The sequence below is a fragment of the Halococcus hamelinensis 100A6 genome (assembly GCF_000336675.1).
Lineage (GTDB): Archaea > Halobacteriota > Halobacteria > Halobacteriales > Halococcaceae > Halococcus > Halococcus hamelinensis.
Genome location: NZ_AOMB01000033.1, coordinates 72,166 through 86,166 on the forward strand (window position 1 = coordinate 72,166; position 14,001 = coordinate 86,166).

Sequence of the window (14,001 nt, forward strand, 5' to 3'; positions counted from 1 at the left end):
GCGGTCGCGCGGATGCCGGGGCATGGAAGGGCACGCGAGCGCGCCAGGGGCGGGCACGATCCTGAACGCGCTCGCCACCGGCACGGGCGGCGCGTTCGCCATCGACCGCGAGACGACCGCCGCTGTGGAACTCACTGACGACCACTCGATAACGGGAGCAATCGAGGGCGCACCCGACGCCGACACCTACTTGATCGAGCGGTGCGTCGAACTTGTGGTCGAAGAGTACGGCGACGGCGAGGGTGGACGGGTGAGGACCGAGAGCGAGGTGCCGATGGCGGCGGGACTGAAGAGTTCGAGCGCGGCGGCGAACGCGGTGGTGCTGGCGACGCTCAACGCGCTGGGTCGCGAGATACCGCGCGAAGCGGCCCTCGATCTCGGGATCCGGGCGGCGAAGGACGCGGGCATCACCATCACCGGGTGTGCCGCCGGCGCGCGTGCGAGCATGTTCGGCGGCGCGGTGCTGGCGGACAACACCACGACCGAACTCCTCCACACCGGCGAGGTCGACTGGGACGTCCTGATCTGGATGCCGGACGAGCGGGCGTTCAGCGCCGATGCGGACATTGAGCGGTGCGAGCGCGTCGCTCCGCTGGCCGACCTCGTGGCCGACCTCGCGTTCGACGGAGCCTACGAACGCGCGATGACGGTGAACGGCTTCGCCTTCTGTGCGGCGCTCGACTTCCCGACCGACCCGCTGCTCGATGCGCTCCCCCACGCCGCGGGCACCTCGCTGTCGGGAAGCGGGTCGAGCTACACCGCGGTCGGCGAGCGCGAGGCACTAGAGAAAGTACAAGAGGCGTGGGACGACTACGAGGGAGACACATGGCTGACGACGACACGGACCGACGGCGCACGGATGGGATGAACCTCGACGAACTCCGCGAGGAGATCGAGACTATCGACCGCGAGATCGTCGAGCACATCGCCCAGCGAACCTACGTCGCCGAGACCATCGCGAACGTCAAGCGCGACCAGGGACTGCCGACCACCGACGAATCCCAGGAACAGCGCGTGATGGACCGTGCCGGCGAGAACGCCCAGCGCTTCGATGTCGACGACAACCTCGTGAAGGCGATGTTCCGGCTGTTGATCGAACTGAACAAGGTCGAGCAGCGCGAATCGCGGTAGTCTCGGGTTCAGTTTCGGAGAACGACCGCTCTTCGGTCCTCGTTCGGATGACGCTACTTCGATACGGGGACCGTTCCGTCCTCGAATGGTGGTTCGACAGCGTTGGAAGTCCGCACTCTCATCCCCGCCGTCGATGCGGGACCTGAGCCCATTGTCGCCTCCAGCACCGGAGCGGGCGGTCGGATGGCGGGGATAGCAGAGGTGTGAGTACGGGGTACTCGCGTTACAGAGGGGAGCGCCGAATCGCTCGGCGGATTCGCCGTGCTTCCGAATATCCAGCCCACCACCGGTTCTCGGAGCGGGCTAACCGCTCTCCTGCGGATGATTCGTGCCGATATAGAATATTGACAGGTGATATAGGTGAGAGCCCAGATGAAGTTCCGCCAGCAAACCTATCGATAGCTGAGCAACGTTGGGATCTCTGAAACACTTTCAGGCATCTCTCTGCCTGCAAAAGCCCGCACGGCGCTCTGTGAGCGCGAGTAGGACCGTGAAGGTGGGCGAGCGCTCCGTGGGTACGCGCTCGGACTTTGGCCAACCCGGAGGGTCGGGGTTTTTTGGCGGCGCTATCACGGTTGCTGTCTCAAGTGAGAAACGCGTGTGTTAGGTCACGTGAGGTGCAGTAGGCCCTGATCTGGTTGACAAGGCCCTCCTGTTCCTGCCTGCAGTAAGGAGAATTAGGGACCTACCATCTGTCTCGGACGTATTTGACCAGCGCGTTACCCACCGAGCCAACGAGCATGAGAAACGAGCCAACGATGAACGCCCATATACCGACCGTCTGTAGTTGGTCTTCGAAGAGGAACAGGATACTGCCACTGAAGAACAGCATGTTTCCGACGACTCCCAGAGTCAGATGGATCCATTCGTATTCCGCGAAGAACTCCTCTAACTCGTCGCTATCTGGGAGGTGTATCTGCTGATACGTTTCGGTTTCCATTGTCCCATGTGCGACCATTACCCATCTTTGGTAAGCATTTCTGTTCGTAGGATCGGCATTTATAGATGGAGTATCCACCCATCGAACTCTTACAACGGATTCGAACGAAGCATCCGACAGACCTGATGGGTGTATCGTCCACTCTTTGCACACCAAAGCACCATCTTCGCATAACTCGCGAGTTACGTTTTCGTATATGGCTCGACCAGAACTATATGCGCTGAACACTGCGGATTGGGAGTACGAGTACAGTGCGATGATGCGCAATCAAAAGCCGGGTGAGACGTATCCTTCACTCACCCCGTTCTACGTGGTCGACCATCCCGAAGGCACGGTGCTAATCGATACCGGAACGAGCTATGAGATGCTCCAAAACCCGGAGGAATATGGTCCGTATGGTGCGGGCTATATCAGCGAGTTCGCTGCTGACGAGATCGAGATGAACGAGGACCAAAAAGCGGCCAACCAGGTCACTGACCTCGGCTACGACCCTGATGAAATCGAGTATGTCGTCATGACTCACCTCCACCTCGACCATGCAGGTGATATTCGCGAGTTCCCGGACTCCGAATTCATCGTCCAGCAGGATGAACTCGAATACGCATGGTGGCCTGCCGACCCTATTCAGCAGAATCTCTACGTCGAAGGTGACTTCGGTGTGTTTCACTCCTCGGAATACAGTGTGACCGCGATCAGTGGGAACTATGATGTATTCGGTGACGGGACCATCGAATGCATCCCGACGCCGGGTCACTCTCCGGGTCATCAAGCAGTGAGGGTTGAACTAGAGGATGCGGGTACAGTCATCCTCGGGGCTGACCTCGCGTTCACTCAGGAGGCCTACGAGACGGAATTGCAGCCAGCGTTTGCGTGGGATACCGAGGCCGCAATCCGCTCGAATCGAAAGATCCGAAATCTCGAACGGACGGAAGATGCGGCTGTATACCTCGCTCACGACCGCGACCATTTCGAAGAACTTCCAGAACCACCGGAAAGCCTCGTCTAACAACAGATCAGTGGGTCAGCCACTGTTTTCGAGCACTTGTGTACTGCGACTATCCCTCAGTGAGTGAGAAATGGGCCGGAAGAGACCGCCGACCCACAACTCGTCGAAGTCCTTGGGCAGGTCTTTCAGTAGGGTCGGATTGGATGGCTCTGCTCCTCTGGAACGCCTAGTCGTTGCAGGAATCCTGCGGACATTTGCGAACTCTTCGCTATGCTGACCGACCCGGAAATGGACTAACCGATGGAGTAATTATTACGAAAGCGAGTACAGGTCTGGCGAAGAGTTGATCACACTCTCCGCTTCCCGTTCTTATCATACGGCGGGAGATCTTCTGCAGCTAGTTCAACAATTCTCTCGATACGATTTTCCCTCGTCTCTGTCGTTTTCGCCTCCTCCACCGACGTTATATAGGTATGCTGATCCGTATTGGACAAGTTTCGGAAGTTCATCCACGCTGTTTGATTCTGTTGTAAGGCGTCCCTGAGTGCAGGTGGAACCTTGTGGTCTTCGCCGACGCGATAGGCCTCGTCCCATTCACCGGACTCCTTGGCCGCTTCAATGAGTTCTATGCCAGCGGAGGTCATCTTCCCGGCTTGGACCATCGCTTGAGCGCGCTCTGTGTTGATTTTGGACCACTTGCTGTTCGGTTTGCGCGGAGTGAACCGCCGCTTGTATGTTTCGTCATCGATCCCGTTGACGAGGCCGTCGATCCAGCCGAAGCAGATGGCTTCTTCAACTGATTCACCGTACTCAATACCGGTCCGTTCTGCGTCCTTTTTGTAATAGCCAAGCCATACCTCGTCGGCACTATCGTGATTTGATTCGAGCCAAGTACGAAATGCTATCCGTGACGTGAAGAACTGTAGGTTCGAGTTCATAGTAGTGAGCAACCAACAGTGTCTATTGAACTTGCACCTCACGATTCCTTCTATACATTGAGAGTCCCAGCCTCGACTTCTGCGCGCCGCTTGAAGATAAGACTACAGCAAGTATAGAGAGGCTGTGATGCATGATATCAGTGGAATAGCACAATCAGATCGTCACCGAAGCGGGGTAGAGCATTCGATTGGTGTTGATGACCTGATTAGAAGGAAATCCGAGAGAACACTGGAGAAAGATGTGATCAAACCTATACTTTCGACCGAACTACTGATCGGCCATCTGACTCCGATTTGCTTTTACAACAGCGTGAGTGTATTCTGTGCTGTCACTATCGGCAACTGCCCATACTTGTCAGTCAGCGCCACGAAAGGTCGTATACATAGACGCCTCTTCGAAGAGGAGCCCCGGGAAAGCCATGCTCACAATCTATATGTGACCTCTGAGAGTCTTTTCAAAGATGACTAAAGTAGTTGTAAACCCAGAGGTAGGAGAGGAGAATGAATCGGAGAGTCAGTTGCTTATGTGTGATGAATGTGGAAAGATCCATCCGACGAAAGACACGACGACCGGTGTCATACCCGCGAGCCACAAACCCGGAAAAACCTGTCATCGTTGTGGAGGTCATGACTTCTCACGAGTAGTTGTCTGAATACTTGATTTCGTACATTAAACGAACCGCGGTCTGGTGATGAGATCGTCAATACTGTGGTCGGGACTGTTGAGCGCCCACGTGAGGGGGTTTGAACGCTTTCACGCTAGGAGCGTTTGGTGTCGTTACGTACCGAGCTCGCGTATACGAGAATCGTTCCGAGGGCACTATCTGCGGCACAAAGTTTGAGGAGGCTGTGAGTCAATCCCAGCAGGTGCCAATGCTGATTGTCACTTGCAGCGTGCCGGAGCTCGTGGTTTCCTCAACCAAGATACTGCTTGATGTCCCGAAAGAACGTCTCCACCCGCTATCTCATCGTATACGACTTGATGAGATGGTGCTTGATCCTGGCTAAATAGACTTCGAGAGCTCGCTCGCTACTGCGAGAGCATCTCTAGACGGGGAGAGGGACCAAGTCTCGCAGAAACAACTTGGCTCTCAGCGCGATCCAGGAGTTGATCAAACAGTGAATGGCGACTTTCGGACATTGAGCGCTGACACTCCGTTCGGTCGCTATCAGGTGTCGGTAGATGGACGCGAAGGGTGGTGGTTGGGTGATGCTAGAGAGGTTTGGAGCTCCAAACCACTCCAACGCACGGAGTTCTCTGTCCCTTCACGCCTACCTGATCCTCTACATGCAAGGAGAAGAACAGAAGACATGGGTAGCAATGGAGCCTACGCTCGTCGAATGAGAACAGAATCCGACCCGAAATCGGTCCTGGGAGCTATTCTCTCGAGAGGAGCCGGGACCCGGTATCACTGGCAACTTCCGTAACTTCGAGCTGGAGGCTTCGGTTGCTGACCTTACCAGTCTGGAAATCGTAACAGCCGAGGAGCGACACATCGTTTTCGTCTGCCTTTGCGACGAGCTGGTGGAGTTGCTGTTCGAATTCTTTACCGTCCATAGTAGCACGCCGACACACGATATATACCGACAAAGTTATTCTGGTGTTGGCTTCGTCCACCCGAGAACTAGCCCTACATTTGCAGGTTCACAGAGAGTGCGCGCGAGAAATCAATACGGATTCGGGACGATTTTTTCCGTATATCCACTAGCTTCCCCAATGGAAATTATAAACCACCGTATTATGATTATCCTTCTATATCGAGACGCAAAAGTAGAAGAAAGAGAATCGTAATACGGGGGTACTTTGATCGAATTCCGAAACCATGCAACACAAACACACATATAACACGCTCGGAGGGTGGGAACCAGTAGCGACAAAACGGCGCTAGGTGGTTGGGATGAAGTATGCAAGCCAGTGGACGGAGACTTCCACACCGGAACAGGAGATTCGTACGTCCGAACAGCGCTCTCATCAGCCCCGGGGAAATCGGGTTCTAAAGGGAGCGAGGAGATGAGCCTCATCGCGACCTACCAACTCGATACTCCGGTCTACGACTCGCTTTTCGAGGAGGTCCCCGACCTCCGACTCGAAGTCGAGCAGGCCGTTGCGTGCAGCCCTGACTCCCTCTCCGTGACGGTCTGGGCTGAGACGGACCGCTGGACGGCGTTCGAAACCGAACTCGAACGCTCGGAAACGGTGAAAGGAAGCCAGCATCTCCGCTCCGAAGACGACCAGGCGCTCTATCAGATTTGGGTGCCCGTCTCGGAGACTACCTACTGGGATTGGACCTCCCTTGGGAGTGTCCTNGCGACCATCACGCGTCACGGAGCGACGGTCCGAATGGAGTTCCCAGATCATGAAGCCCTGAGTACGTATCGGGACTGGTGTCTCGAACAAGACATTCAGTTCTCGCTGAACAGCCTTAGTGACGCTAGTTCAGGATCCCCGCTCAACTTTCAGTCACTCACGTCGTCGCAGCGCGAAGTCATTGCATTGGCTGTCGAACATGGATACTTCGAGGTCCCGCGTGGGATCAGTATGATCGAGCTCGCCGCCGAGTGTGGCATCTCCGATCAGGCGGCATCCGAACGCCTTCGACGTGGCCTCTCGAACCTTCTCGGAGACGGCAGATTCGACACACTATGGGCTTCTTCCCCGGAGAGTGCTCTCGAGGCGAAGTAAATGGCACCCGATCAGTACGGTGGTTGGAAGTACTGATCGAGGGCCACTCCTCCCTTCTACCCCATCGGCTAAAGACTTTTTGTGAGGATTCGGGTAACAAGACCGTCCACTCGTTCAGTAGCGTCTCGTACGGCGACTGAGAACGTTCATAAAGAAGGTGGGCTTGCTTAGGATATCGTCGTGGAAAGGAGTCAACTCGGGAAGAGACATATACGTTCTCAAGACCAATTGCTTAATCGGTGGTTGGACCTTGGTAAGCGCGATCGAAGCGGAGGCGATAGAGCTGCTCCAGGAGCTCGGGCTCAAGGAGTACGAAGCGAAGTGTTTCGCGGCACTCACGAGGCTCCCATTCNATCAGTGACACTGCGGAGGTTCCCCGTACCCGCGTCTACGAGGCCGTTCGAGTCCTCGAATCCAAGGGATTGGTCGAGATCCAGCAGGGGAATCCACAGCGCTTCCGCGCCATCGGAGTCAACGAGGCGGTCGTCGTGCTCGCGGACCAGTACTCGTCCCGCATCGACGAATTGGACCAAGCACTGCACGATATCGAGAGCCGACAAGAGAGCGCCGAGCAGCGTTCCCACGAAGTCTGGTCGCTTACAGGTACTACTTCGATCGCGGCGCGTGCCCAGGAGATGGTCAACGCCGCGGACGAGGAGGTGTTTCTCGTCGTTGGATCCGAAGCCGTGCTCACCGACGACCTCTACGAGAGCCTCGAAGAGGCCGCCACGACTGGAACGGACGTGCTCGTTGGCGCGCTCCAGTCGGAAACCCGCGACGCGATCCGTGATCACGTCCCGAGCGCGGAAGTGTTCGAAACCGGTCTGGAGTGGCTTGAGGGGCCTGAGACGGAGGTAGAGGAAGCCTCGATCGGGGTACTACTGATGGTCGACCGGACCGAAATCCTCGTGAGTTCACGGACCCCGACTGAAGGCAGTGAACTGATTGAGCGAGCGATATACGGGGATGGCTTCTCGAATGGGCTGATCGTTATCGCTCGGCGGTTACTCTCATATGGGCTGCAGGACATTCGGGACCCTGCCGAAGAGGAGTAGGCACGCGACGGGAGATAACGTACTACTGCAACGACTCGCCGTGGATTCGAAAACCGGACTCGGTCAAGTGAGTGCTGAACCCGGTCCTGGGAGAGCAAATCGCCTCGAAATTTGTGTCTATCCGCTCTACTGAGCTGTGTTCAGCCGTCTTGATGAACCCCCTCGGAACCCATGGTATCCTGCTATAGCTCTCACCCCCGATCTAACGAGAGAAAGGAAGAGGGCGACCTCTCTCATCCGTAATTGCGCTTCGTGTGAGAGGTGAAGTCCGAGGCGATGGAGAACACCTCGGCTATCGATTCACCCTCTTCATGTTCTTCGTACCCACTCACCAATGAGCTCAAATCAAACGTGCCTTGTTACGGGCGCATCGAGGGGAATCGGCCGGGGAATTGCCGAGGAACTCGGTCGACACAACGAGACCATTATCGTGAACTATCGTTCATCCGAAGCCGCCGCCTACGACACGGCAAGAGCGATCAAAGATGGAGGGGGGACTGCAATCCCGCTCCAGGCCGATGTTTCCAACCGAAAGGAAGTCGAAGCCATGTGCGACCGGATTCACGAGTTGGTCGGACCTGTGGATGTACTCGTGAACAATGCGGGTGTGACGGTCGACAGGACCTTTTCCACCATGACTCGTGAGGAGTGGGAGCACGTGATTGACGTCAACCTTGGTGGAGTATTCAACTGTACGAGCGCCTTTTTCGACGATATTCGAGAATCCGACGACGGGCGGGTCATCAATATCTCATCAGTAGTCGGCCAACAGGGTAATTACGGTCAAGCCAACTACGCAGCGACGAAAAGCGGCCTGTTCGGCTTCACGCGGACGATCGCACTCGAACTCGCTCAAACGGAGTCAACCGCGAACTGCGTTGCACCCGGGTTCGTCAAGACGGACATGCTCGAGGATGTGCCCGAGGAAGTCAAACAAAAAATCCTGCAGCGTATCCCGCTCGAGCGGTTCGCAGAGGTCGAAGATATCGCCGGTATCGTTCGCTTCGTTGCAAGCGAGGATTCGGGGTACATGACCGGTCAAATTCTTGCTGTCAACGGCGGTATGGAGTGGTAGCTCTTCATTCGGTGCGAATGGCAGACGCCGATAAGAATTAGGAGACGTCAAGCAGGCACTCATCGATGTTGGTCTGGAGAGGAGTGCATGAGTCTCTCAGACGTCCAAACCTGCTGTTGGTGAAGGAAGTTCGCAACACTACTCCTTGCTATCTCTTGATGCATAGTATCTCAGGAACGGTCACCGGACAACTGTCACTGGGATTGGCGATCGACGAAATACTGCCTTTGCAATATCCCCTACGAACAACCTATCCGCTAGAGTCCCTGTATGGCTTCCGAGAACGATCGTATCGAATGTTTCTGCCTCTCTAAGTATCTCTTTTGCTGGGCTTCCCCATCTGACGTCGGTCTCGATATCGGTATCGTACCCCGTACCGATTTCACGAGCTTCCGCAAGAACGTTCTCGGCAGCGTTCTCAGCTGCCTGTTTGATATCGTCTTCGAGAGCCAACTCCATTGCTTTGCCCATCATCCCGGACGGCTCACCGACCACGTGCAACACAGTGATTTCAGCGCCCGAATGGACTTCTAAGGCGTACCGGAGCGCCTCTTTCGCCATCTCCGAATCGTCCATCGGGACGAGAACACGTGAGGTCATACACTAGGTAGGACTGACTACCCGATAAATACCGTGTATAGCTCACAAAACCCACGGAATTGGGTTCGAGCTCGCGTGTGTATTCGAACAAACAGGAACGCTGCGTATCTGTAATATGGCCGTAGTCCGAGCGTTCTCCGTATTCGGCACGCTATCCCTTCCGTCGTCGCGCTATCGATTTGACTCTGGGGCATCTACTTGAAAGACAGCTCAGTTCACACAGCTTGCACTCACTGACCTGTTGTTCTGAAATTCGAACCGATCGTTGTCGCTCTGTCTTACAGTCGGGTGAGGTTGCTCGCGCGCGGCCCCTTCTGAGACTCCTCGATCTCGAACTCCACATCTGTACCTTCTTCGAGGTCCGGACCGCCGACGTCTTCCATGTGATAGAAGACGTCCTCGTCGTCATCGAGGTCCGTTTCCTCGTCATCGTCGACTTTGATGAAGCCGTACCCGCCCGAGTCGTTGAAGAAATCAACCGTACCTTTCGTCATTACTCATAGTCGTAGAGCACTGTCGGGGATAACGCTTCCGAGGGTCCTGATACCACGATTCCGGGTATGGACAGAGAGAGTGGGTAGTTACACGTATCGCTCTCTCAGCATGTAGCAGTAGTTAGGGCAAGTATTTCCGGGGTGGTCACGAGGTGTACTATGCATCGCCATGAAACCGTGCCACAACTGCCAGACAGTCATCGACGAGTATCTCCTAGATAAACAACTCGAACCCCTGCGCGAACTCACGGTTGACGACTTCAACGTCTGTGCGGACTGCGCGACCATCGTCGTAGATGCATGTGTGAAGTGCGGCGGCGCGGTGTACGTTCCCCGAAGCGAATCCGACGTCCCTGACTACTGCCCGGCGTGTCGGTCCGATCTCATAAATCACACCGGGCACGACCCTGGCTGGATGCGGAATCACGTGTCCACCTGAACGGCGGTTGCGTCCGAACACCAATGACACAGTGTGAGTCTAACGATTGACCGACCGCTATTTCGTCCAGCCGTATACAACGAGCAGTCTTAGCGAGCAAACAGATATTACCTGGGAGACAAAGCGCTGGGGAGCGGTGCAACAGCAGTGAAACAAATACCTCGAGGCGTGCGCTCACCACAGTATCGGTCGTTGGTCCCGATAAAAGCGGGGGCTAACACGTAGCGTATCGAGAAACATCGAACGTAAGGAGCGCTGGTAGCTGGTGTCGATGTCATCCGAGGAGCGTGCCGCGCTGTATGTCGATGGAGAGCACACCCAATCGAGTGTGCGATCGCGGCGGTCGCCTCCGTCGGTAATCACTCGGCTGTCGGCAAGGAGAGAGAGTGAGAGAGAACTGAGCTACTCGCCGTGTGGCCGCAAGAATCGAAACGGGTCGCTGGCGACCAGTTCGTCCGACACCTCGCCGGAAAACGTATTCGACTGTCGTGGTCCCAGTTGGAGGGTCTTCGCACTCGTTTCGGATGAAAAATCGAGTGCATCGAGCTTCACCCAGAACACGTTCGGCGTGAACGCCGATTCGAAGTAGTAGATCCGGTCCTTGTGGTCTGCAACAGTACGCCAGCGTGTCGATGAGATATGTGGCGCATCCGGTGTGCTGAGCCCGTAGGGAACGGACACGTTGCGTATCACGCTAAACACGCTCGCGGTCGCGGCGTGACGGTCCTCGACCTGTGGAATAGCATTGATGTAAAAGCGAGCACGCACGAATCGGTCCGCTGGTCGGTTCGTTCCTGGAAGCATAACAGTTCCGCCGATCTCGTCCCAATATTCGGCGAGTGCGAGCTGTTTGTCGAACGTTGGCGAGTTGGTCATCACTTGATGATCGCGGTCGTGGTGAATGACCAGCTCGCCGTCGATGAACTCCATGATTGCACTGTCACCGGTCGGATCTGACAGGGACAGATGCAACGCCGCGAATCGGTCATCGTCAGGTAGCTGCTGTGTGACGACGACGAAGTCGTCGTTTCGAACCGCTTCGACAGCCTCGGCCACGGTAGCGAAGTTGTCGAGCATATACTGAGCCCACATCGAGACCGGCAAGGCGGACGCTTCATCGTTCCAATCGGGATATTCGGACTCCGGGAGCCACAACAGATTGGCCATCAAACCGGGTTCGTTCATCCCGTCGGTAGTACAGATATCATAGGCCGTAGTGACCACGCTACCGTATTGGGCTGTCCAGCTTTTGTACGGGAGATCGGTCTCGATGTTGCGTTCAATACCACGAGGGAAGGTCCAAATATTGGAGCCGATTTCTCGTGTCCAATCCATCGATCGGCCGGTAAGAACACGACCTTCTGAGCCGAGATAGACTAAACGGCTACACATATATACCTCTCTTGGATGAAAGCACTCGAAGCAGTGGTTTTTGGGATTTCATCGCTGTGATAATTATCTCACTCGTAGAAATATGTAGCGGTGAGTCTATAATGATACACCCTACGGGATTTCACGCCGAGAAATCACTTCTCTCTCGTTGCAGACCGATCGCCTGTTGTGTGAATCCTATCGCGACGAGCTAGTGATCCGGTTCGGCGGCGAGGTCGGGCTTCGGTCGTTCGAGATACCACAGATTACGCCCGAGCACGTTCGGCGCGAGGTGATCGATGACGAGGATTATTACTTCCTCCGTGTTCCGCAGAGCAAGGACACCACAGGGAGCGTCGAACTTCTACCGACACCTTTGACTCGATGTTCGGTAGGAAGTTCGTGTCTACGCCTCTACCCCCTCATGATGGATACTTGTAATGAGTGGATGCAAGTCACAAAACCACTTGAGAGAACTCGTTGCATCCACATTCGTCGCACTCCCCGTTTCGTTCCCTGCTGTGAGGTATCCTTCCGTTTGCCATGTTATGAACGGGCCGAACAACGCCACAACTCTCGCACATCAAAAGTTGACTCTCAGTTGGTTCCATATTCGTCATCGGTGAATGGACACGAAGGGTGGTGGTTGGGTGATGTCAGAGAGGTTTGGAGTTCTAAACCGTCCTACTCGGAACCCTCTGTCCCTCCGCGCCTGCTCAGGTAATCTACACGTGAAGAGAAGAATGGAAGACATGGGTAGCAATGGGGGTCGATCGATCTTCGAAGAGTAATAGGATATATCCCGGAGTCAGTGCTGCGAGCTATTCCCTCGAGGGAAGCCGGGACCTAGTGTCACTGGCGATCTCCGTAACTTCGAGTTGGAGGGTTCGATCGTTCGCCTCGCCAGTATCGAGGTTATAGCAGCCGAGAAGCGATACGCCGTTTTCGTCTGCCTTTGCGACGAGCTGGTGAAGTTGCTGTTCGAATTCATCGCCGTCCATAGTAGCACACCAGCACACGGCAGAAAGTCACATAGTCGTTGTGGCACCGGCTTCGTTTGCTCTCAGACTGATTTCATATCGGTTCAGTATGCGCGCGAGAAGCCGATAGGAATTCGGGATACCATTTGTGCTCGTCCATCATTCGCTTCCCAGTAGAGATTACCGAACATCGTTTTATGATCGTTTTTCTCACCAACACGGAAGACTCGGAGGAAAAACGAACCGAAATACGGAGTCAGCTTTCCTGAACTTCGGAACCGTATAACGAAAGCCCACATATAATGCGCTCGGAGTGTGGGAGGCAATAGCGCCAAACTGGCGCTAGGTGGTTGGGATGACGCATACAATCCAGTGGACGGAAATCTCCACACCGGAAACGAAGACTCGTACGTCCGAACAGAGCCGTCATCAGTGCCGCGGAAAACGACGAGCAGGGGTGATGGGGAGATGAGCCTCATCGCGACCTACCAACTCGATGCTCCGGTCTATGACCGGCTGTTCGAAGCGGTACCTGACCTTCGGCTTGAAGTCGAGCAAGTCGTTGCGTGCAGTCCCGAGACTCTCTCGGTGACGGCCTGGGCTGAGACGGACCACTGGAGGGCGTTCCAAACCGAACTCGAACGCTCGGAAACGGTGAAAGGAAGCCAGCATCTCCGCTCCGAAGACGACCGAGAACGTTACCAAATCTGGGTACCCGCTTCGGAGACCTCCTACTGGGATTGGACCTCCCTTGGGAGTGTCCTCCTCGGTGCGACCGTCACACGTCACGGAGCGACGATTCGAATGGAGTTCCCGGATNCCTACTGGGATTGGACCTCCCTTGGGAGTGTCCTCCTCGGTGCGACCGTCACACGTCACGGAGCGACGATTCGAATGGAGTTCCCGGATCACGAGGCTCTGAGTGCGTATCGGGATTGGTGCCGCGAACAAGACATTCAGTTCTCGCTGAATGGCCTTACTGATGCTCGTTCGGAATCCACGTTCATCTCACAGCCTCTCACGTCGTCGCAGCGCGAAGTCATTGCATTGGCTGTCGAACATGGATTCTTCGATATCCCACGTGGGATCAGTATGGTTGAGCTCGCCACAGAATGCGGCATCTCCGACCAAGCAGCATCCGAACGCCTTCGACGTGGTCTCTCGAACCTTCTCGGAGACGATAGATTCGACACCCTCTGGGCCTCGCCGTCAGAAACTCCCTTAGAGGCAAAGTAAGTGGCACCCGGTCAGTACGGTGGTTGGAGGTACTGACCGGCCGCCACTCTCCCCTTCTATCTCATCTACTAAAACACTTTTGTGAGGATTCGGGTGACAGTCTCGATGGCTCG

The 14,001-nt window shown here is 55.5% G+C and carries 15 protein-coding genes and 1 pseudogene; 9 read left to right on the forward strand and 7 right to left on the reverse strand.

Features of this window, described 5'->3' with window-relative positions; genetic code table 11:
* Positions 1-22 precede the first annotated feature (22 nt).
* Together C447_RS11825 and C447_RS11830 are read left to right on the forward strand one after the other, a co-directional pair.
* Positions 23-868, forward strand: coding sequence for a shikimate kinase (locus tag C447_RS11825; protein WP_007694162.1), 846 nt, complete (start codon positions 23-25; stop codon positions 866-868).
* Positions 826-1,131, forward strand: coding sequence for a chorismate mutase (locus C447_RS11830; RefSeq protein WP_029601770.1), 306 nt, complete (start codon positions 826-828; stop codon positions 1,129-1,131). Before C447_RS11825 ends, C447_RS11830 begins: the two co-directional genes overlap by 43 nt.
* A gap of 685 nt (positions 1,132-1,816) precedes the next feature.
* Here the strand turns inward: C447_RS11830 and C447_RS11835 are convergent.
* The gene (locus C447_RS11835) at positions 1,817-2,071 is read right to left on the reverse strand and encodes a YrhK family protein (RefSeq protein WP_010612094.1); all 255 of its coding nucleotides are present in this window, start codon (positions 2,069-2,071) and stop codon (positions 1,817-1,819) included.
* Positions 2,072-2,267: 196 nt separating this feature from the next.
* Here C447_RS11835 and C447_RS11840 point away from each other — a divergent pair, with 196 nt between their 5' ends.
* On the forward strand, positions 2,268-3,077 hold the full coding sequence (locus C447_RS11840; protein ID WP_010612093.1) for an N-acyl homoserine lactonase family protein: 810 nt from the start codon (positions 2,268-2,270) through the stop codon (positions 3,075-3,077).
* Positions 3,078-3,364: 287 nt separating this feature from the next.
* Here C447_RS11840 and C447_RS11845 read toward each other — a convergent pair whose 3' ends face one another.
* Positions 3,365-3,955: a YdeI/OmpD-associated family protein gene (locus C447_RS11845; protein WP_007694166.1), complete on the reverse strand. Its 591-nt coding sequence runs from the start codon at positions 3,953-3,955 to the stop codon at positions 3,365-3,367.
* A gap of 1,378 nt (positions 3,956-5,333) precedes the next feature.
* Entirely contained in the window at positions 5,334-5,513 is a 180-nt protein-coding gene (locus C447_RS11850) for a hypothetical protein (protein WP_029601630.1), read from the reverse strand.
* Between the two features lie 453 nt (positions 5,514-5,966).
* Between C447_RS11850 and C447_RS11855 the strand changes: the two genes are divergently transcribed.
* The 4 genes and pseudogenes from C447_RS11855 to C447_RS11865 all read left to right on the forward strand — a co-directional run bounded on the left by C447_RS11855 (position 5,967) and on the right by C447_RS11865 (position 8,768).
* Positions 5,967-6,638, forward strand: coding sequence for a helix-turn-helix domain-containing protein (locus C447_RS11855; RefSeq protein ID WP_007694167.1), 672 nt, complete (start codon positions 5,967-5,969; stop codon positions 6,636-6,638).
* Positions 6,639-6,991: 353 nt separating this feature from the next.
* Positions 6,992-7,048 (forward strand): annotated as a pseudogene (locus C447_RS18600) (hypothetical protein); the annotation flags it as partial.
* A gap of 12 nt (positions 7,049-7,060) precedes the next feature.
* Positions 7,061-7,693, forward strand: coding sequence for a hypothetical protein (locus tag C447_RS11860; protein ID WP_007694169.1), 633 nt, complete (start codon positions 7,061-7,063; stop codon positions 7,691-7,693).
* 334 nt (positions 7,694-8,027) lie between these two features.
* A complete protein-coding gene (locus tag C447_RS11865; RefSeq protein WP_049904465.1) occupies positions 8,028-8,768 on the forward strand; it encodes a beta-ketoacyl-ACP reductase in 741 nt (246 codons plus the stop codon).
* A gap of 180 nt (positions 8,769-8,948) precedes the next feature.
* On the opposite strand, the gene C447_RS11870 is transcribed toward C447_RS11865, so the two are convergent.
* Entirely contained in the window at positions 8,949-9,368 is a 420-nt protein-coding gene (locus tag C447_RS11870; RefSeq protein WP_007694171.1) for a universal stress protein, read from the reverse strand.
* 278 nt (positions 9,369-9,646) lie between these two features.
* Complete coding sequence (locus C447_RS11875) at positions 9,647-9,862, reverse strand: cold-shock protein (protein ID WP_007694173.1); 216 nt, start codon at positions 9,860-9,862, stop codon at positions 9,647-9,649.
* 169 nt (positions 9,863-10,031) lie between these two features.
* On the opposite strand from C447_RS11875, the gene C447_RS18605 reads away from it, so the two are divergent.
* Positions 10,032-10,301, forward strand: a complete 270-nt coding sequence (locus C447_RS18605) for a DUF7571 family protein (RefSeq protein ID WP_007694175.1) — start codon at positions 10,032-10,034, stop codon at positions 10,299-10,301.
* Between the two features lie 402 nt (positions 10,302-10,703).
* Here the strand turns inward: C447_RS18605 and C447_RS11885 are convergent, their stop codons facing one another.
* Together C447_RS11885 and C447_RS11890 are read right to left on the reverse strand one after the other, a co-directional pair.
* Positions 10,704-11,693, reverse strand: coding sequence for a linear amide C-N hydrolase (locus tag C447_RS11885; RefSeq protein ID WP_029601633.1), 990 nt, complete (start codon positions 11,691-11,693; stop codon positions 10,704-10,706).
* A gap of 800 nt (positions 11,694-12,493) precedes the next feature.
* A complete protein-coding gene (locus C447_RS11890) occupies positions 12,494-12,673 on the reverse strand; it encodes a hypothetical protein (protein ID WP_049904466.1) in 180 nt (59 codons plus the stop codon).
* Between the two features lie 447 nt (positions 12,674-13,120).
* Between C447_RS11890 and C447_RS11895 the strand changes: the two genes are divergently transcribed.
* Positions 13,121-13,888, forward strand: a complete 768-nt coding sequence (locus tag C447_RS11895) for a helix-turn-helix domain-containing protein (protein WP_007694181.1) — start codon at positions 13,121-13,123, stop codon at positions 13,886-13,888.
* The last annotated feature ends 113 nt before the right edge of the window (positions 13,889-14,001 follow it).

Coding starts and splice junctions, on each gene's coding strand:
- C447_RS11830 (WP_029601770.1), top strand. CDS start 826: ATGGCTGACGACGACACGGACCGACGGCGCACGGATGGGATGAACCTC.
- C447_RS11865 (WP_049904465.1), top strand. CDS start 8,028: ATGAGCTCAAATCAAACGTGCCTTGTTACGGGCGCATCGAGGGGAATC.
- C447_RS11840 (WP_010612093.1), top strand. CDS start 2,268: ATGGCTCGACCAGAACTATATGCGCTGAACACTGCGGATTGGGAGTAC.
- C447_RS11885 (WP_029601633.1), bottom strand. CDS start 11,693: ATGTGTAGCCGTTTAGTCTATCTCGGCTCAGAAGGTCGTGTTCTTACC.
- C447_RS11845 (WP_007694166.1), bottom strand. CDS start 3,955: ATGAACTCGAACCTACAGTTCTTCACGTCACGGATAGCATTTCGTACT.
- C447_RS11890 (WP_049904466.1), bottom strand. CDS start 12,673: ATGGACGGCGATGAATTCGAACAGCAACTTCACCAGCTCGTCGCAAAG.
- C447_RS11835 (WP_010612094.1), bottom strand. CDS start 2,071: ATGGAAACCGAAACGTATCAGCAGATACACCTCCCAGATAGCGACGAG.
- C447_RS11870 (WP_007694171.1), bottom strand. CDS start 9,368: ATGACCTCACGTGTTCTCGTCCCGATGGACGATTCGGAGATGGCGAAA.
- C447_RS11875 (WP_007694173.1), bottom strand. CDS start 9,862: ATGACGAAAGGTACGGTTGATTTCTTCAACGACTCGGGCGGGTACGGC.
- C447_RS11850 (WP_029601630.1), bottom strand. CDS start 5,513: ATGGACGGTAAAGAATTCGAACAGCAACTCCACCAGCTCGTCGCAAAG.
- C447_RS11825 (WP_007694162.1), top strand. CDS start 23: ATGGAAGGGCACGCGAGCGCGCCAGGGGCGGGCACGATCCTGAACGCG.
- C447_RS18605 (WP_007694175.1), top strand. CDS start 10,032: ATGAAACCGTGCCACAACTGCCAGACAGTCATCGACGAGTATCTCCTA.